This window comes from Streptomyces sp. NPDC002734, from assembly GCF_040295685.1.
In the GTDB taxonomy this organism is placed as follows: Bacteria; Actinomycetota; Actinomycetes; order Streptomycetales; family Streptomycetaceae; genus Streptomyces.
Window position 1 is genome coordinate 37,592 of the sequence record NZ_JBEOVU010000030.1, and the last position, 16,734, is coordinate 54,325.

Annotated in this window: 14 protein-coding genes; 11 read left to right on the plus strand and 3 right to left on the minus strand. The window is 72.9% G+C overall.

Features of this window, described 5'->3' with window-relative positions:
• Window positions 1-103: 103 nt before the first annotated feature.
• From ABT026_RS24165 to ABT026_RS24195, 7 genes are all read left to right on the plus strand, one after another.
• Window positions 104-1,546 carry an aldehyde dehydrogenase family protein gene (locus ABT026_RS24165; RefSeq protein ID WP_351117230.1) on the plus strand — a complete coding sequence of 481 codons (1,443 nt, stop codon included), beginning with the start codon at window positions 104-106 and terminating at the stop codon, window positions 1,544-1,546.
• A gap of 80 nt (window positions 1,547-1,626) precedes the next feature.
• A complete protein-coding gene (gene dxr, locus ABT026_RS24170; RefSeq protein ID WP_351117231.1) occupies window positions 1,627-2,868 on the plus strand; it encodes a 1-deoxy-D-xylulose-5-phosphate reductoisomerase in 1,242 nt (413 codons plus the stop codon).
• Window positions 2,865-4,175 carry a M50 family metallopeptidase gene (locus ABT026_RS24175; RefSeq protein WP_502968046.1) on the plus strand — a complete coding sequence of 437 codons (1,311 nt, stop codon included), beginning with the start codon at window positions 2,865-2,867 and terminating at the stop codon, window positions 4,173-4,175. The genes dxr and ABT026_RS24175 overlap by 4 nt, the downstream gene beginning before the upstream one ends.
• A 198-nt stretch (window positions 4,176-4,373) precedes the next feature.
• Window positions 4,374-5,531, plus strand: coding sequence for a flavodoxin-dependent (E)-4-hydroxy-3-methylbut-2-enyl-diphosphate synthase (ispG, locus tag ABT026_RS24180; protein WP_351117232.1), 1,158 nt, complete (start codon window positions 4,374-4,376; stop codon window positions 5,529-5,531).
• Between the two features lie 123 nt (window positions 5,532-5,654).
• Window positions 5,655-6,503: a GNAT family N-acetyltransferase gene (locus ABT026_RS24185; protein ID WP_351117233.1), complete on the plus strand. Its 849-nt coding sequence runs from the start codon at window positions 5,655-5,657 to the stop codon at window positions 6,501-6,503.
• A 109-nt stretch (window positions 6,504-6,612) separates the two neighbouring features.
• Window positions 6,613-7,164 (plus strand): GNAT family N-acetyltransferase, encoded by a 552-nt coding sequence (locus ABT026_RS24190; protein ID WP_351117234.1) that lies wholly within the window; start codon window positions 6,613-6,615, stop codon window positions 7,162-7,164.
• 182 nt (window positions 7,165-7,346) lie between these two features.
• The gene (locus tag ABT026_RS24195; RefSeq protein ID WP_351117235.1) at window positions 7,347-9,041 is read left to right on the plus strand and encodes a proline--tRNA ligase; all 1,695 of its coding nucleotides are present in this window, start codon (window positions 7,347-7,349) and stop codon (window positions 9,039-9,041) included.
• A gap of 131 nt (window positions 9,042-9,172) precedes the next feature.
• Here ABT026_RS24195 and ABT026_RS24200 read toward each other — a convergent pair whose 3' ends face one another.
• Genes ABT026_RS24200 through ABT026_RS24210 form a run of 3 tightly spaced genes read right to left on the minus strand, consistent with a single transcriptional unit; the run spans window position 9,173 to window position 11,134 of the window.
• Window positions 9,173-10,090, minus strand: a complete 918-nt coding sequence (locus ABT026_RS24200; RefSeq protein WP_351117236.1) for an aminoglycoside phosphotransferase family protein — start codon at window positions 10,088-10,090, stop codon at window positions 9,173-9,175.
• A 39-nt stretch (window positions 10,091-10,129) separates the two neighbouring features.
• Complete coding sequence (locus ABT026_RS24205; RefSeq protein WP_502968047.1) at window positions 10,130-10,543, minus strand: ferritin-like domain-containing protein; 414 nt, start codon at window positions 10,541-10,543, stop codon at window positions 10,130-10,132.
• A gap of 18 nt (window positions 10,544-10,561) precedes the next feature.
• A complete protein-coding gene (locus tag ABT026_RS24210) occupies window positions 10,562-11,134 on the minus strand; it encodes a hypothetical protein (RefSeq protein ID WP_351117238.1) in 573 nt (190 codons plus the stop codon).
• A 320-nt stretch (window positions 11,135-11,454) separates the two neighbouring features.
• Here ABT026_RS24210 and rimP point away from each other — a divergent pair, with 320 nt between their 5' ends.
• The 4 genes from rimP to infB all read left to right on the plus strand — a co-directional run bounded on the left by rimP (window position 11,455) and on the right by infB (window position 16,636).
• Window positions 11,455-11,952: a ribosome maturation factor RimP gene (gene rimP, locus ABT026_RS24215; RefSeq protein ID WP_351117239.1), complete on the plus strand. Its 498-nt coding sequence runs from the start codon at window positions 11,455-11,457 to the stop codon at window positions 11,950-11,952.
• A gap of 2 nt (window positions 11,953-11,954) precedes the next feature.
• Window positions 11,955-12,947, plus strand: coding sequence for a transcription termination factor NusA (gene nusA / locus ABT026_RS24220; protein WP_351117240.1), 993 nt, complete (start codon window positions 11,955-11,957; stop codon window positions 12,945-12,947).
• Window positions 12,948-13,093: 146 nt separating this feature from the next.
• The gene (locus ABT026_RS24225; protein WP_351117241.1) at window positions 13,094-13,402 is read left to right on the plus strand and encodes a YlxR family protein; all 309 of its coding nucleotides are present in this window, start codon (window positions 13,094-13,096) and stop codon (window positions 13,400-13,402) included.
• 150 nt (window positions 13,403-13,552) lie between these two features.
• Window positions 13,553-16,636: a translation initiation factor IF-2 gene (gene infB / locus ABT026_RS24230; protein ID WP_351117242.1), complete on the plus strand. Its 3,084-nt coding sequence runs from the start codon at window positions 13,553-13,555 to the stop codon at window positions 16,634-16,636.
• Window positions 16,637-16,734 lie beyond the last annotated feature (98 nt).

A 16,734-nucleotide genomic window follows, 5' to 3' on the forward strand; every position in this document is an offset into this window, starting at 1 on the left:
GGCCGGCCGCCGCCGGACCGTGCGCCGCTTCGGAGCAAACGGACGTCGTCCCGCTCCACGGTGGCCAGGTCGGGACGGCCCCGGGCCCGCCTACCGTGGACGCATGACCTCCCATGCCTTCTGGATCGCCGGCCGCGAGGCCACCGGCGACGAGACGTTCGACGTCACCAACCCGTACGACGGCTGGACCGTCGGGACCGTCAGCGTCCCCACCGAGGCCCAGGTGGAGGAGGCCGTCGCCGCCGCCCACGCCGTGCGGGACGAGTTCGCCGCCACCCCGGCGCACGTCCGCGCCGCCGCCCTCGACCACGTGGCGCGCCGCCTCACCGAGCGCACCGAGGAGATCGCACAGCTGATCTCCGCCGAGAACGGCAAGCCGGTCAAGTGGGCCCGCGGCGAGGTCGGCCGCGCGATCTCCGTGTTCCGGCTCGCCGCCGAGGAGGCCCGCCGCTGGAACGCCGGCGAGGCGCAGCGGCTGGACACCGACCAGGGCGGCACCGGCCGGCTCGCCCTGACCCGCCGCGTGCCGCGCGGCGTGGTGCTGGGCATCGCGCCGTTCAACTTCCCGCTCAACCTGAGCGCCCACAAGGTGGCCCCGGCCATCGCCGTCGGCGCGCCCATCATCCTCAAGCCCGCCCCGGCCACCCCGATCTCCTCCCTGGTCCTCGGCGAGATCCTGGCCGAGACCGACCTGCCGGCCGGCTCCTGGTCCGTGCTGACCGTGCCCAACGACCGGATGCCCGCCCTCGTCCAGGACGAGCGCCTGCCGGTCATCTCCTTCACCGGCTCCGGCCCGGTCGGCTGGTCCATCCGCGACAGCGTGCCGCGCAAGCACTGCACCCTGGAGCTCGGCGGCAACGCCGCCGCCGTGGTCCTGGCGGACTGGGCGAGCGAGCAGGACCTGGAGTGGGCGGCCACCCGGATCGCCACCTTCTCCAACTACCAGGGCGGCCAGTCCTGCATCTCGGTGCAGCGCGTGATCGCCGACGCCGCCGTGTACGACCGCCTGGTCCCGCTGATCGTCGAGAAGGTCGAGGCCCAGGTCACCGGCGACCCGGCCGACGACGCCACCGACGTCGGCCCGCTGGTCAGCGAGGACGCCGCCAAGCGCGTCGAGGCCTGGGTCGACGAGGCCGTCAAGGCCGGCGCCGAGCTGCTCACCGGCGGCGCCCGCGACGGCGCGACCTACGCGCCGACCGTGCTGGCCGGCGTGCCCGAGGGCGTCACCCTCTCCTGCGAGGAGGTCTTCGGCCCGGTGCTCACCGTGCAGCGGACCGAAGGCGAGAAGGAGGCCTTCGCCGCGGTCAACGACTCGCCGTACGGCCTCCAGGCGGGCGTCTTCACGCACGACCTGCAGACCGCCTTCCGCGCCCACCGCGCCCTGGAGGTCGGCGGCGTGATCATCGGCGACGTGCCGTCCTACCGGGCCGACCAGATGCCGTACGGCGGCGCCAAGCAGTCCGGCGTGGGCCGCGAGGGCGTGCGCTACGCGATGGACGACTACACCTACGAGCGCGTCCTGGTGATGACCGGGCTTGCGCTGTAGGGACCCATTCGCCCGGGAGTCCGCCCCGAATCACACGAGGGCGGACTCCCGGGCGCCTGGGCGGGGGCCACAATGGGGGGATGACTGACAGCCCTGCCCCGCTTGCCGACCCGCATCTGGTCTTCGATCCGTCCGACGGACCGAAGGACGTGGTGATCCTCGGGTCCACCGGGTCGATCGGCACCCAGGCCATCGACCTCGTGCTCCGCAACCCGGACCGCTTCCGGGTGACCGCGCTGTCCGCCGCCGGCGGACGGGTGGACCTGCTCGCCGAGCAGGCGCACCGGCTGCGGGTGCGGACCGTCGCGGTGGCCAGGGCCGACAAGGCCGCCGAGCTGCGCGAGGCGCTGGCCGCGCGCTACGGCGCCGAGCCGCTGCCCGAGATCCTCGCGGGCCCGGACGCCGCCGCCGAGGTCGCCGCCTCCGCGTGCCACACGGTGCTCAACGGCATCACCGGCTCGATCGGCCTGGCTCCCACCCTGGCCGCCCTCGAGGCCGGGCGGACGCTGGCGCTGGCCAACAAGGAATCGCTGATCGTGGGCGGCCCGCTGGTGAAGGCGGTCGCCAAGCCCGGCCAGATCATCCCGGTCGACTCCGAGCACGCCGCGCTCTTCCAGGCGCTGGCCGCCGGCACCCGCGCCGACGTCCGCAAGCTGGTGGTCACCGCCTCCGGCGGGCCGTTCCGCGGCCGCACCAAGGCGGAACTCGCGGACGTCACGGTCGAGGACGCGCTGGCGCACCCCACCTGGGCCATGGGCCCCGTCATCACCGTGAACTCCGCCACCCTGGTCAACAAGGGGCTGGAGGTCATCGAGGCGCACCTGCTCTACGACATCCCCTTCGACCGCATCGAGGTCGTGGTCCACCCCCAGTCCTACGTGCACTCCATGGTCGAGTTCACCGACGGCTCGACGCTGGCCCAGGCGACCCCGCCGGACATGGGCGGGCCGATCGCCATCGGCCTCGGCTGGCCCGAGCGCATCCCGGACGCCGCCCCCGCCTTCGACTGGTCGACGGCGTCCACCTGGGAGTTCTTCCCCCTCGACAACGACGCCTTCCCCTCGGTGAACCTCGCCCGGCACGTCGGCGAGCTCGCGGGGACGGCCCCGGCCGTGTTCAACGCGGCCAACGAGGAGTGCGTCGAGGCGTTCCTGGCCGGCCGGCTGCCGTTCACCGCCATCATGGAGACGGTCGTCCGGGTGGTCGAGGAGCACGGCACGCCGAGCGCGGGAACTTCCCTGACCCTGCCGGACGTCCTCGAGGCGGAGACCTGGGCGCGGGCCCGGGCGCGTGAACTGACGAGCGCGGAGGCGCGTGGATGACCACCATCTTGTTGTTCGGGCTCGGCATGGTCATCTTCTTCGTGGGCCTGCTGATCTCGATCGCCTGGCACGAGCTGGGCCACCTGTCGACGGCGAAGCTGTTCGGCATCCGCGTGCCGCAGTACATGGTCGGGTTCGGCCCGACGATCTGGTCGCGGAAGAAGGGCGAGACCGAGTACGGCGTCAAGGCCGTCCCGCTCGGCGGCTACATCCGCATGATCGGCATGTTCCCGCCCGGCCAGGACGGCCGCATCGAGGCCCGTTCCACCTCGCCGTGGCGCGGCATGATCGAGGACGCCCGCTCGGCCGCCTACGAGGAGATCCGGCCCGGCGACGAGACCCGGATGTTCTACACGCGCACGCCGTGGAAGCGCGTGATCGTGATGTTCGCCGGGCCCTTCATGAACCTGATCCTGGCGGTCGTGCTGTTCTTCGTCTACCTCATGGGCTTCGGCATCCGTGAGGAGACCAACGTGGTCAGCTCGGTGCAGAAGTGCGTGATCGCGGCCAGCGAGAAGCGCGACACCTGCGAGAAGAACGACCCGGAGGCCCCCGCGGCCGCCGCCGGTCTGCGGGCCGGCGACAAGATCCTCTCGGTCGGCGGGGTGAACACCACCGAGTGGAACGACCTCTCCGACGCCATCCGCACCCGGGCGGGCGAACAGGACGTCCCGATCGTGGTGGACCGCAAGGGCGAGCGGCTCACGCTCGAGGCGGACATCACCACCAACCGGGTGGCCAAGAAGGACGACCGGGGCATGCCGGTGCGCGGCGAGTTCGTGAACGCCGGCTTCCTCGGCTTCAGCCCCGCCAGCGGCGTGTTCCGGCAGGACTTCGGCGACTCGATCGTCTGGATGGGCGACCGGGTCGAGGACGCCGTCGACGGTCTGATCGCGCTCCCGTCGAAGATCCCCGCCCTGTGGGACGCCGCCTTCGGCGACGGACCCCGCGAGGACGACTCGCCGATGGGCGTGATCGGCGCGGCCCGGGTCGGCGGTGAGATCGTCACCCTCGACATCCCGGCCAGCCAGCAGGTGGCGGGCTTCGTCTTCGTGGTGGCCGGGTTCAACCTGTCGCTGTTCCTCTTCAACATGCTGCCGCTGCTCCCGCTGGACGGCGGGCACATCGCGGGTGCGCTCTGGGAGTCCCTGCGGCGCGGCATCGCCCGCGTCTTCCGGCGGCCCGACCCCGGCCCGTTCGACGTGGCCAAGCTGATGCCGGCCGCCTACGTGGTGGCCGCCCTGTTCGTCTGTTTCACCGTGCTGGTGGGCATCGCGGACGTGGTGAACCCGGTCCGCATCTCCTGACCGACGCCCGCCGTCCGGCCGCCCGTATTGATCCTTCGCGTCCGCCGTTGTGCGGATTTGTTCGGAGCGGGCGTGCCGGGGCGGCGGGCGGTGCCGTAATCTCGGATCCCGGAGCCCAACCGGGGCCTGGAGCTTGTTGACCGCTTCGAGCGTGTTCGACTGCCTCGAGCTTGATCACACCATGGGGTTGCACAGCAGATGACTGCGATTTCACTCGGCATGCCGTCCGTTCCGACCAAGGTCGCCGAGCGCCGGAAGAGCCGGCAGATCCAGGTCGGAACGGTGGCGGTGGGCGGTGACGCTCCCGTCTCGGTGCAGTCCATGACCACCACCCGGACCTCCGACATCGGTTCCACGCTCCAGCAGATCGCCGAGCTGACGGCCTCCGGCTGCCAGATCGTGCGCGTGGCGTGTCCCACCCAGGACGACGCCGACGCGCTGTCGGTGATCGCGCGCAAGTCGCAGATCCCCGTCATCGCGGACATCCACTTCCAGCCGAAGTACGTCTTCGCCGCCATCGAGGCGGGCTGCGCCGCGGTGCGCGTCAACCCGGGCAACATCAAGCAGTTCGACGACAAGGTCAAGGAGATCGCGCAGGCCGCCAAGGACCACGGCACGCCGATCCGCATCGGCGTCAACGCCGGCTCCCTCGACCAGCGCCTGCTGAAGAAGTACGGCAAGGCGACGCCCGAGGCCCTGGTCGAGTCCGCGCTGTGGGAGGCGTCCCTCTTCGAGGAGCACGGCTTCCGCGACATCAAGATCTCGGTCAAGCACAACGACCCGGTCGTGATGATCGAGGCCTACCGCCAGCTGGCCGCGCAGTGCGACTACCCCCTGCACCTCGGCGTCACCGAGGCCGGTCCGGCCTTCCAGGGCACCATCAAGTCCGCCGTGGCCTTCGGCGCCCTGCTCTCCCAGGGCATCGGCGACACCATCCGCGTCTCGCTGTCCGCGCCTCCGGTCGAGGAGGTCAAGGTCGGCATCAAGATCCTCGAGTCGCTCAACCTGCGCCAGCGCACCCTGGAGATCGTCTCCTGCCCGTCCTGCGGGCGCGCCCAGGTCGACGTCTACAAGCTGGCCGAGGAGGTCACCGCCGGCCTCACCGGCATGGAGGTCCCGCTCCGGGTGGCCGTCATGGGCTGCGTGGTGAACGGTCCGGGCGAGGCCCGCGAGGCCGACCTCGGCGTCGCCTCCGGCAACGGCAAGGGCCAGATCTTCGTCAAGGGCGAGGTCATCAAGACCGTGCCCGAGTCCAAGATCGTGGAGACCCTGATCGAGGAGGCCATGAAGCTGGCCGCGCAGATGGAGGCCGACGGCATCGGCTCCGGCGAGCCCTCCGTCTCCGTCGCCGGCTGACCGCTTCACCGCCCCGCCAGGGGGCACCAGGGAGGGATCCGCGGCCCCGCCGACCCGGCGGCACGTCCGCCGGGCGGCAAGTACAGTGGCGGAACCAGCAGATCGTATGACGAGGCCCTCCCCGTGTTGACGCAGACGACCACCAGGGTTCTGGAACCCGGCGACCTGGACGCGGCGCTCGCGGTTCTCGACCGCGAGCCGGTCGCGAACGCCTTCGTGGCGGCGCGCGTCCGGATCGCCGGGCTGGACCCCTGGCGTCTGGGCGGCGAGATGTGGGGCTGGTACGAGGACGGGATCCTCACCTCGCTCTGCTACGCGGGCGCCAATCTGGTCCCCATCTGCGCCACCACCCGCGCGGTGCGGGCCTTCGCCGACCGCGCCCGGCGCGCCGGGCGGCGTTGCTCCTCCATCGTGGGCCCGGCCGGGCCCACCGCCGAGCTCTGGCGTCTCCTGGAGCCCCACTGGGGACCCGCCCGGGACGTCCGCGCCCGCCAGCCGCTGATGGTCACCGACCGCATGCCGGACGACGTGACGCCCGACCCGAAGGTGCGGCGGATCCGCAAGGACGAGATGGAGACCATCCTCCCGGCCTGCGTCGCCATGTTCACCGAGGAGGTCGGCGTCTCCCCGCTGGCCGGCGACGGCGGGCTCCTCTACCAGGCCCGGGTCGCCGAACTCGTCGCCACCGGGCGGTCGTTCGCGCACGTCGACGACGCGGGCAAGGTCGTCTTCAAGGCCGAGATCGGCGCCGCCACCCCGCAGGCCTGCCAGATCCAGGGCGTCTGGGTCGCCCCCGAGTACCGCGGCAAGGGTCACGCGGCGCCCGGCATGGCCGCCGTCCTGCGCTACGCGCTGCGCGACGTGGCCCCGGTCGTCAGCCTCTACGTCAACGACTTCAACGCGCCCGCCCGCGCGACCTACCGCCGCGTCGGCTTCCGCGAGACCGGCACCTTCATGAGCGTGCTCTTCTGACCCGGGCGTGCGTTTCCGGCCTGCGTGGGCGTGCCGCTCCGAACCGCCGGGGCGGGGCGGACCGAATCCGGGCGGATGCCACCCGGCGGTCAGCGGGTACCCTCCCGGCATGCCGAACTCCCCCTCCGGCCCCGTGATGGTCGCCCCCCTGGATCTGTCGGCCCGGGTCGACGAGGCGCTCGCCGTGCAGGCCGAGGCGTTCGGGCTGGGCGAGGACGAGATCATGGTGCGCCGCCAGATCGTCCAGCGACACATGACCATGCCCGGCGCCCGCGCGCTCGGCGCCACCACCCCGGACGGACGGCTCGCCGGCTTCGTCTACGGCATGCCCAACGACCGCACCCACTGGTGGTCCACCGTGGTCGAGCCCTACCTGCGGGCCCTGGGCAACGACGAGTGGCTGGACGACTCCTTCGTGATCACCGAGCTGCACGTCCACCCGCTCCACCAGAAGCAGGGCATCGGCCGCACGCTGATCACCGCCATCACCGACACCGCCGCCGAGCCACGCTCGATCCTCTCCGCCATCGACCAGGAGAGCCCCGCCCGCCGCCTGTACCGCACCCTCGGCTACACCGACCTGGCACGCCGCGTGCACTTCCCCAGCGCCGCCGTGCCCTACGCCGTGATGGGCGCGCCGCTCCCGCTGCCCCGGGGCTGACGGGGACGGCCGGGGCGCCCGGCGGCGCGGAGGAACGGGGGCCCGGCGCGCGGAGGAACCGGGGCGCCCGGCGCGCGGAGGAAGGGGCCGAACGCCCGTCGCAGGGCAAACCGATTTCCGCCGTCGCGGGCCGCCCGGCTAACCTCGGGGCCATCATCCTTACGCAGCAGGAGTTGTAGAACATGGCCCAGGTCCAGCGCATGTCCCGGTTGATGGCGAAGACCCTGCGCGACGACCCGGCCGACGCCGAGGTGCTCAGCCACAAGCTGCTCGTCCGCGCCGGCTACGTCCGCCGCACCGCCGCCGGCGTCTGGTCCTGGCTGCCGCTTGGCAGGAAGGTCCTGGCCAACGTCGAGCGGATCGTCCGCGAGGAGATGGACGCCATCGGCGGCCAGGAAGTGCTGCTGCCCGCCCTGCTGCCGCGCGAGCCCTACGACGCCACCGGCCGCTGGGACGAGTACGGCCAGGAGCTGTTCCGCCTCAAGGACCGCAAGGGCGCCGACTACCTGCTCGGCCCCACCCACGAGGAGATCTTCACCCTCCTGGTGAAGGACCAGGCGTCCTCCTACAAGGACCTGCCGGTCATCCTCTACCAGATCCAGAACAAGTTCCGCGACGAGGCCCGCCCCCGGGCCGGCGTGCTGCGCGGGCGCGAGTTCTGCATGAAGGACTCCTACTCCTTCGACACCGAGGACGAGGGCCTGGCCCAGTCCTACGCCCTGCACCGCGAGGCCTACCGGAAGATCTTCGCCCGGCTCGGCCTCGACTACCGCATCTGCGCCGCCACGGCCGGCGCGATGGGCGGCTCGAAGTCGGAGGAGTTCCTGGCCCCGGCCGAGGCCGGCGAGGACACCTTCGCCGACTGCCCGAACTGCGACTTCGCCGCCAACACCGAGGCGGTCTCCTACGAGCTGAAGCCGGTGGACGGTTCCGCCGTGCCCGCCCTCGAGGAGATCCCCACCCCGAACACCCCGACCATCGAGACGCTGGCAGCCTCGCTGGGCGTGTCCGCCTCCGCCACGCTGAAGAACCTGCTGGTCAAGGTCGACGGCGAGATCGTCGCGGTGGGCGTGCCGGGCGACCGCGAGGTGGACCTCGGCAAGGTCGAGGCGCACTTCGCGCCGGCCGCGGTCGAGCTGGTCACCGCCGAGGACTTCACCGGCCGCGAGGACCTGGTCCGCGGCTACGTCGGCCCGCAGGGCCTGGAGAAGGTCACCTACATCGCCGACCCGCGGGTCGCGCCCGGCACCTCGTGGATCACCGGCGCCAACAAGGACCAGACCCACGCGAAGAACGTCGTCGCCGGCCGTGACTTCGAGGTCGACGCGTACGTGGACGTCGTGGTGGTCCAGGAGGGCGACCCCTGCCCCAACTGCGGCACCGGCCTCAAGCTGGACCGCGCCATCGAGATCGGCCACATCTTCCAGCTGGGCCGCAAGTACACCGACGCGCTGAAGCTGGACGTGCTCGGCCAGAACGGCAAGCCGGTCCGCGTGACCATGGGTTCCTACGGCGTCGGCGTGACGCGTGCGGTGGCCGCGCTGGCCGAGCAGACCGCCGACGACAAGGGCCTGTGCTGGCCGGCCGAGGTCGCCCCGGCGGACGTCCACGTGGTCGCCGCCGGCAAGGCCGCGCAGACGGAGCTGGCGCTGGAGGTCTCCGAGCAGCTGGCCGCGAAGGGCGTCCGGGTGCTGGTGGACGACCGCGCCGGTGTCTCGCCGGGCGTGAAGTTCACGGACGCGGAGCTGATCGGCGTGCCGAAGATCCTGGTCGCGGGTCGTCGCACCGCCGAGGGCGTCGTGGAGCTCAAGGACCGCCGCACCGGCGAGCGCGAGGAACTCCCCGTCGCCGAAGCGATCGCCCGCCTCACGGCCTGACCCCGACCCTGTCCGGCCCCGGATCCCCCGGCGTGGGGGTCCGGGGCCGGGTGCTTTCCCCCGGTGCGGCAGCGTCAGTACCCGTCCCTCCCCTCAAGGAGCTGGCGCCGCTGGCCCGCAGGCGGGAGGGGTCAGAGCCAGGCGGCGAATTCGAGGAGCCAGTCGGCGTCGCGCGGGCGGCCGACGCGGCGGGCCCGCAGCCCGGACTCCACCGCGCGGAAGACCGTCCACCCCCGCAACCGCTCCCGGTCCACCTCCAGCGACTCCGCGAGCCGCTTCACCCGGCGCCGGGTCGTCGCCGCGCCCGACGGCATGGCGATCAGGTCCTCCACCCGGTCCCGCACCAGCCGCGCCAGGTCGAACGCGCACTCGCCGACCACCGGGTCCGGGCCCACCGCCAGCCACGGCATCCGCTCCCCGCCCAGCACCTTGCTCTGCCGGAACGTCCCGTGCAGCAGGAGCCGTTCGGGCGGATCCGCGAGCAGCTCCGCCCGCAGCCCCAGCGCCGTGTCGACCAGGGCGGCCGCCTCGTCGTCGGGGCCCACCAGCGCCGCCCGCATGGCGTCCGCCTGCCGCCCCGTCCGCTCCTCCACCGTCTCGAAGACGTGGTCCGGCGGCGGCTCGACCCACAGCCGCCGCAGCGTCGCCGCGCCCTCCAGCAGCGCCTTCGCCTCCGGCAGCGTGCGGACCGACACGTCCGGGTTCAGCCGCTCGAGCAGCAGCACCCCGTCACCCGTCCCGTCGACCGCCTCGGTCCCGCCCTCGATCAGCTGCGCCGCGCCCAGCCCGTGCCAGTGCGCCAGGGCCGCCTGCTCACTCGCCGGCCGCGACCGCCGCGGGATCAGCTTCAGCACGCCCGGGGAGCCGTCGGACCGCCGCACCAGGACCACCAGCGAGCTCCGCCCGCCCGGCACCTGCACCCGCTCCACGGACAGCCCGAGCGCCTCCACGGCGCGGTCCAGGGCCTGGGGCAGCCCGCGCAGCCAGTCCTCGCCGCCGGTGGTCTCCGCCAGTGCCCTGACCAGGCGTGGCGGCGGTTGGAAAGCCATGCGTGCGTCGTTCCCTTTCTGCTGTGCCCGGTCGGTCCCTCACGCCATTTCGGCGAGACCTGGGAAGGCTACGCCGCCGCCGCGCCAGCGGGCCGCCCGGATCGCCGCGTCCCGCAGCGCGTCGGCCGCCGCCCGGCGCCGTTCGCCCCGGCCGGCGCGCACCAGGTCGGCGTAGACCCCGGCCAGCCGGTCCTCCAGCTCGGCGGCCAGCCGGACCGCCGTCTCACCGTCCGGCACCTCGAACGGCAGCGCGTACGCCGCCTCCGCCGCCACCGGCTCGCCGCCCAGATCGCGCACGGCACGGACCAGGTCGTCCCGGCGGGCCCGGTGCGCCTCGAACGCCTCACGGGCCTCGGACCGCCGGTCGTCGCCGACCCGTCCGCCGACCACGCCGTAGCCGTAGACGGCGGCGTGCTCCGCCCGCAGGGCCGCCTGCGTGGCCTCCAGACTCATCCCGGACCTCTCCATCGGCTAGTCGTCGCTCAGCAGGTAGACGTGCACGGCCCCGGCCGCCGCGACCGAGGCCAGCAGCCGGGCGGGCTCGCCGCCGAGCCCGGACAGCTCCCGGGTGCGGCGCCCCGCCAGGTCCCGCTCGGCGTCCGCGACCAGGCGCAGCGCCTGCTTCTCCTCGCCGGGCACCGCCGGCCCGGACGCCGACGCGGAGGGAGCCGTCGCGGAGGGAGCCGACGCAGAAGGGGAGGCGGCCGACGAGGCGGCGGAGGGCGAGGGCGACGCCTTCCGCCCCGCGCGCTCGGCGAGGACCTCCGCGTGCCGCAGCGCGGTGTCCCGCAGCGGCGTCAGCCGTGCCCCGAGACCGGGATGGGCGGCCAGCACCGCGTCGTAGAGCGCCGCGAGCCCGGTGCTGTCCGCCGCGGCCCGGGTCAGCGCGAGCTCGTCGGCCGACGGGGTCGGGCGGGCGGCGGGGCGCCCGGGGGAGGAGCCGGTGGAGCAGGCGGCGAGCAGCGCGGCCGCCGTTCCCGCCGCCGAGGCGAGCAGGGTTCTGCGGCGCGGCCCGGAGCGCGGGCGCGAAGGGGGCAACGGCACGGCGGGCGTCCTCGGCTGGGGTGGCAGGGGCCTGTGGCGGCGGGCGGGCGGTTCGCACTTCTCCCTGTTCCGGCCGGGCGTCGGCGGTCGGACGGGTTCGCGCGGATCCGCGCCCGGCGCGTGACGGCCCGTCACGCCGTCAACTCCGGTCGGCACAGGTGTGATCACCGTACCCGTGTCCGAGTCCCGCACGGGCGACCGGTGCCGCGCCACGGCGGACGGGACACCCGGTGGACGGCAACACCCTCCGCGACCGGATACCCTTTGACCTGACACGCGACCAATCCCACAACAGCACACGCGGCCGAGGAGTCACCCGGATGAGCACCACCCAGAGCGAGAGGCTGCGAGAGCTGCTGGAACCGCTCGTCACCTCCCAGGGGCTCGACCTCGAGGAGATCGAGGTGGAGTCCGTCGGCCGCCGGCGGGTGCTGCGCGTGACCGTCGACTCGGACACGGGCGCCGACCTCGACCAGATCGCCGATGTGAGCCGCGCGCTCTCGGCGAAGCTCGACGAGACGGACGCGATGGGCGACGGCGAGTACAACCTCGAGGTCGGCACGCCGGGCGCGGAGCGCGCCCTCACGGAGCACCGGCACTACGTCCGCGCCACGGGCCGGCTGGTCAGGTTCCAGCTCACCGACGGCGAGGAACTGGTCGCGCGGATCCTGGGCGTCGACGACGAGGGCCTCGACCTCGAGGTCCCCGGGATCAAGGGCCGCAAGGCCACCACACGCAGGCTCGCCTTCCAGGACGTCGCCAAGGCGCGTGTCCAGGTCGAGTTCGGCCGCAAGAACAAGAATGACGAGGAGGCGTAGCCGTGGACATCGACATGAGCGCCCTGCGGGGCTTGGTGCGGGAGAAGGAGATCTCCTTCGACCTGCTGGTCGAGGCGATCGAGTCGGCCCTCCTCATCGCCTACCACCGGACCGAGGGAAGCCGCCGTCGCGCGCGCGTCGTGCTTGACCGGGAGACCGGTCACGTGACCGTGTGGGCGAAGGAGGACCCGGACGAGCTCGAGGAGGGGCAGGAGCCCCGCGAGTTCGACCACACCCCGTCCGACTTCGGCCGGATCGCCGCGACCACCGCCAAGCAGGTCATCCTGCAGCGGCTGCGCGACGCCGAGGACGACGCGACGCTCGGCGAGTACGCCGGCCGTGAGGGCGACATCGTCACCGGTGTCGTCCAGCAGGGCCGCGACCCGAAGAACGTCCTGGTGGACATCGGCAAGCTCGAGGCCATCCTGCCGGTGCAGGAACAGGTGCCCGGCGAGGACTACAAGCACGGCACGCGGCTGAGGTCGTACGTCGTCCGGGTCGCCCGTGGCGTCCGCGGTCCCTCGGTCACGCTCTCGCGCACCCACCCGAACCTGGTGAAGAAGCTGTTCGCCCTGGAGGTCCCGGAGATCGCCGACGGCAGCGTCGAGATCACCGCGATCGCCCGTGAGGCCGGCCACCGCAGCAAGATCGCCGTGCGTTCGATGCGCAGCGGCCTGAACGCCAAGGGCGCCTGCATCGGCCCGATGGGCGCCCGGGTGCGCAACGTGATGAACGAGCTCAACGGCGAGAAGATCGACATCGTCGACTGGTCGGACGACCCGGCGGAGATGGTGGCGAACGCGCTGTCCCCCGCCCGGGTGAACAAGGTGGAGGTCGTCGACCTCGCCGCGCGCTCGGCCCGGGTGACGGTGCCCGACTACCAGCTGTCGCTGGCGATCGGCAAGGAGGGGCAGAACGCCCGTCTCGCCGCCCGCCTCACCGGCTGGCGGATCGACATCCGCCCGGACACCGAGCAGGACGGCCAGGAGGCCTGACCACAGGCCGTCGCCCCACCCCGATTCGCGGTGTGACCTGCGATACGGAATGTTTGAGCCGTGTCAACGGTTGACATCAGGACAGAGACGACCGTACGACGTCCGCCCAGTCGGGCCGGCGTCGGTACGGGGAGGTAGACTTAGCTGTGTCTGGCCGGACGCTTACCCGCGTGTGCCCCGAGTACGGCCCTGAACGCACGTGCGTGGGGTGCAGGGGGCGGGCGGCCAAGACCGAGCTGCTGCGCATCGTGGCGGTCGAGGGCGAATGCGTCCCCGATCATCGCGGTACGCTGCCGGGCCGGGGTGCTTATCTGCACCCCGCCGTGGTCTGTCTCGACCAGGCGGTCCGCCGCAAGGCGTTCCCCCGGGCGTTCCGCGCCCAGGGGTCGCTCGACACGGCGGCGTTGCGCCGGTACGTCGAGCAGACCGTCGCCGCCGATTCGGCGGCACCGTAAGAAGCGTCGCGCGGAGCAGCCGCGCGGCCCAGGTACCTCGCGAGTTCTGAAAGCAGGTCGAGATTGCGATGAGCACTCGATGAGTACGCGATGAGTACGCCCATGAAGTAGCGACGGTCCGGCTTCCAACCCGGACCTCAAAGGAGCGAAGTGGCTAAGGTCCGGGTATACGAACTCGCAAAGGAGTTCGGAGTTGAGAGCAAGGTCGTCGTGGCCAAGCTCCAGGAACTCGGTGAATTCGTCCGATCGGCGTCCTCGACGATCGAGGCGCCCGTTGTACGCAAGTTGACTGACGCCTTCCAGCAGGGTGGCGGCGGCGGCAAGTCCGCCCCGAAGCCCGGCGCCAAGAAGGCCGCCCCCAAGCCCGCCCCCGCGCCGTCCCCGGCGCAGGCGGCACGTCCGGCTGCCCCGAAGCCGCCGGCCGCCCCCAAGCCTGCCGCGGAGAAGCCCGCGGGCGGTGCGCCGACCCCTGGTCCGCGCCCCACCCCCGGTCCCCGGCCCGCCCCCGCGGCTCCCGCCGCGCCGGCGGCTCCCGCCGCGCCCGCCCAGCCGGAGTTCACCGCTCCGCCCTCCGCCCCGGCCGCTCCGCCGGCGCGCCCCGCGGCGCGTCCCGGTCAGAGCGCCCCGCGTCCCGGCGGCCGTCCGGCCGGTCCGGGCCAGGGTCAGGGTCAGGGTCAGGGTGGCGGCCGTCCCGGCCAGGCTCCCCGTCCCGGTGGTCAGGCCCCCCGTCCGGGTGGTCAGGCTCCGCGTCCGGGCGCCCGTCCGGCCGGTCCCCGTCCGGGCAACAACCCCTTCACCTCCGGCGGCAACGCCGGCATGGCGCGTCCGCAGGCTCCCCGCCCGCAGGGCGCCCGTCCGCAGGGTCCCGGCGGCGCTCCCGGCGCCGGCCCGCGCCCGCAGGCTCCCGGCCAGGGCGGCGGTCCCCGTCCCCAGGCTCCGGGCGGCTCGCGTCCGACCCCGGGCGGCATGCCCCGTCCGCAGGGCGGTCCCCGTCCCGGCGGCGGCCCCGGCGGCCCGCGTCCCAACCCCGGCATGATGCCGCAGCGTCCCGCTGCCGGCAGCCCGCGTCCCGGCGGCGGCCCCGGCGGCCGTGGTCCGGCCGGTGCCGGTCGTCCCGGCGGCGGCGGTCGTCCGGGCGGCGGCGGCTTCGCCGGCCGTCCGGCAGGTCCCGGCGGCGGCGGTCGTCCCGGCGGCGGCGGCGGCTTCGCCGGTCGTCCCGGCGGCGGTGGCCCCGGTGGCGGTGGCGGCGGCTTCGGCGGTCGTCCCGGCTTCGGCGGTCGTCCCGGCGGCCCCGGTGCCCGTGGTGGCACGCAGGGCGCGTTCGGCCGTCCCGGCGGTCCGGCGCGTCGTGGCCGCAAGTCGAAGCGGCAGCGCCGTCAGGAGTACGAGGCCATGCAGGCCCCGTCGGTCGGCGGCGTGATGCTGCCTCGCGGCAAGGGCGAGACCGTTCGCCTGTCGCGCGGTGCGTCGCTCACCGACTTCGCGGAGAAGATCAACGCCAACCCGGCGTCGCTCGTCGCGGTCATGCTGAACCTCGGCGAGATGGTCACCGCGACGCAGTCCGTCTCCGACGAGACGCTGCACCTCCTCGCCGGCGAGATGAACTACACCGTTCAGATCGTCTCCCCCGAGGAGGAGGACCGCGAGCTGCTCGAGTCCTTCGACCTCGAGTGGGGCGAGGACGAGGGCGAGGAGGACGACCTGGTCGTCCGTCCCCCGGTCGTCACGGTCATGGGTCACGTCGACCACGGAAAGACCCGACTGCTCGACGCGATCCGCAAGACCAACGTCATCGCGGGCGAGGCCGGCGGCATCACCCAGCACATCGGTGCCTACCAGGTCGCGACCGAGGTCAACGACGAAGAGCGCCGCATCACCTTCATCGACACCCCGGGTCACGAGGCGTTCACCGCCATGCGTGCCCGTGGTGCCCGCTCCACCGACATCGCGATCCTGGTCGTCGCGGCCAACGACGGCGTCATGCCGCAGACGGTCGAGGCGCTGAACCACGCCAAGGCGGCCGACGTGCCGATCGTGGTCGCGGTCAACAAGATCGACGTCGAGGGCGCGGACCCGACCAAGGTGCGCGGTCAGCTGACCGAGTACGGCCTGGTGGCCGAGGAGTACGGCGGCGACACCATGTTCGTCGACATCTCCGCCAAGCAGGGCCTGCACATCGACAGCCTGCTCGAGGCGGTCGTCCTGACCGCCGACGCCTCGCTCGACCTGCGTGCCAACCCCACGCAGGACGCGCAGGGCATCGCGATCGAGTCCCGTCTGGACAAGGGCCGCGGCGCCGTCGCGACCGTCCTGGTCCAGCGCGGCACGCTGCGCGTGGGCGACACGATGGTCGTGGGCGACGCCTACGGCCGCGTGCGGGCGATGCTCGACGACAGCGGCGCCAACGTGGCCGAGGCGGGTCCCTCGACCCCGGTCCAGGTGCTCGGTCTGACCAACGTCCCGGGTGCCGGCGACAACTTCATCGTGGTGGACGAGGACCGTACGGCCCGTCAGATCGCGGAGAAGCGCGCCGCCCGCGAGCGGAACGCGGCGTTCGCCAAGCGCACGCGCCGTGTCTCCCTCGAGGACCTGGACAAGGTGCTCAAGGCCGGCGAGATCCAGCAGCTCAACCTCATCATCAAGGGTGACGCGTCCGGTTCGGTGGAGGCTCTCGAGTCCTCGCTGCTCCAGCTGGACGTCGGCGAAGAGGTCGACATCCGGATCCTGCACCGCGGCGTCGGTGCGGTCACGGAGTCCGACATCGACCTGGCGATGGGCTCCGACGCCATCGTGATCGGCTTCAACGTGCGCGCCGCGGGGCGTGCCGCGCAGATGGCCGAGCGCGAGGGTGTGGACGTCCGGTACTACTCGGTCATCTACCAGGCGATCGAGGAGATCGAGGCGGCCCTCAAGGGCATGCTCAAGCCGGAGTACGAGGAGGTCGAGCTCGGCACCGCGGAGATCCGCGAGGTCTTCCGCTCGTCCAAGCTCGGCAACATCGCCGGTGTGCTCATCCGCTCCGGCGAGGTCAAGCGGAACACCAAGGCCCGGCTCCTTCGCGACGGCAAGGTCGTCGCGGAGAACCTCAACATCGAGGGCCTGCGTCGCTTCAAGGACGACGTCACCGAGATCCGCGAAGGCTACGAGGGTGGTATCAACCTCGGAAACTTCAACGACATCAAGGTCGACGACGTCATCGCGACGTACGAGATGCGCGAGAAGCCGCGCTCGTAAGGGAACGGCTCACGGTGGCCGGCGGTACCTCGGTACCGCCGGCCACCGGCGTGTCGGCGGCGTTCCGGGGCACTCCCGGGGCGCCGCCGGTGCGCGGT

What these genes read in the sequence shown, in the direction of transcription:
- ABT026_RS24165 (WP_351117230.1), top strand. Translation starts at nt 104, where the DNA reads ATGACCTCCCATGCCTTCTGGATCGCCGGCCGCGAGGCCACCGGCGAC.
- dxr (WP_351117231.1), top strand. Translation starts at nt 1,627, where the DNA reads ATGACTGACAGCCCTGCCCCGCTTGCCGACCCGCATCTGGTCTTCGAT.
- ABT026_RS24175 (WP_502968046.1), top strand. Translation starts at nt 2,865, where the DNA reads ATGACCACCATCTTGTTGTTCGGGCTCGGCATGGTCATCTTCTTCGTG.
- ispG (WP_351117232.1), top strand. Translation starts at nt 4,374, where the DNA reads ATGACTGCGATTTCACTCGGCATGCCGTCCGTTCCGACCAAGGTCGCC.
- ABT026_RS24190 (WP_351117234.1), top strand. Translation starts at nt 6,613, where the DNA reads ATGCCGAACTCCCCCTCCGGCCCCGTGATGGTCGCCCCCCTGGATCTG.
- ABT026_RS24195 (WP_351117235.1), top strand. Translation starts at nt 7,347, where the DNA reads ATGGCCCAGGTCCAGCGCATGTCCCGGTTGATGGCGAAGACCCTGCGC.
- ABT026_RS24200 (WP_351117236.1), bottom strand. Translation starts at nt 10,090, where the DNA reads ATGGCTTTCCAACCGCCGCCACGCCTGGTCAGGGCACTGGCGGAGACC.
- ABT026_RS24205 (WP_502968047.1), bottom strand. Translation starts at nt 10,543, where the DNA reads ATGAGTCTGGAGGCCACGCAGGCGGCCCTGCGGGCGGAGCACGCCGCC.
- rimP (WP_351117239.1), top strand. Translation starts at nt 11,455, where the DNA reads ATGAGCACCACCCAGAGCGAGAGGCTGCGAGAGCTGCTGGAACCGCTC.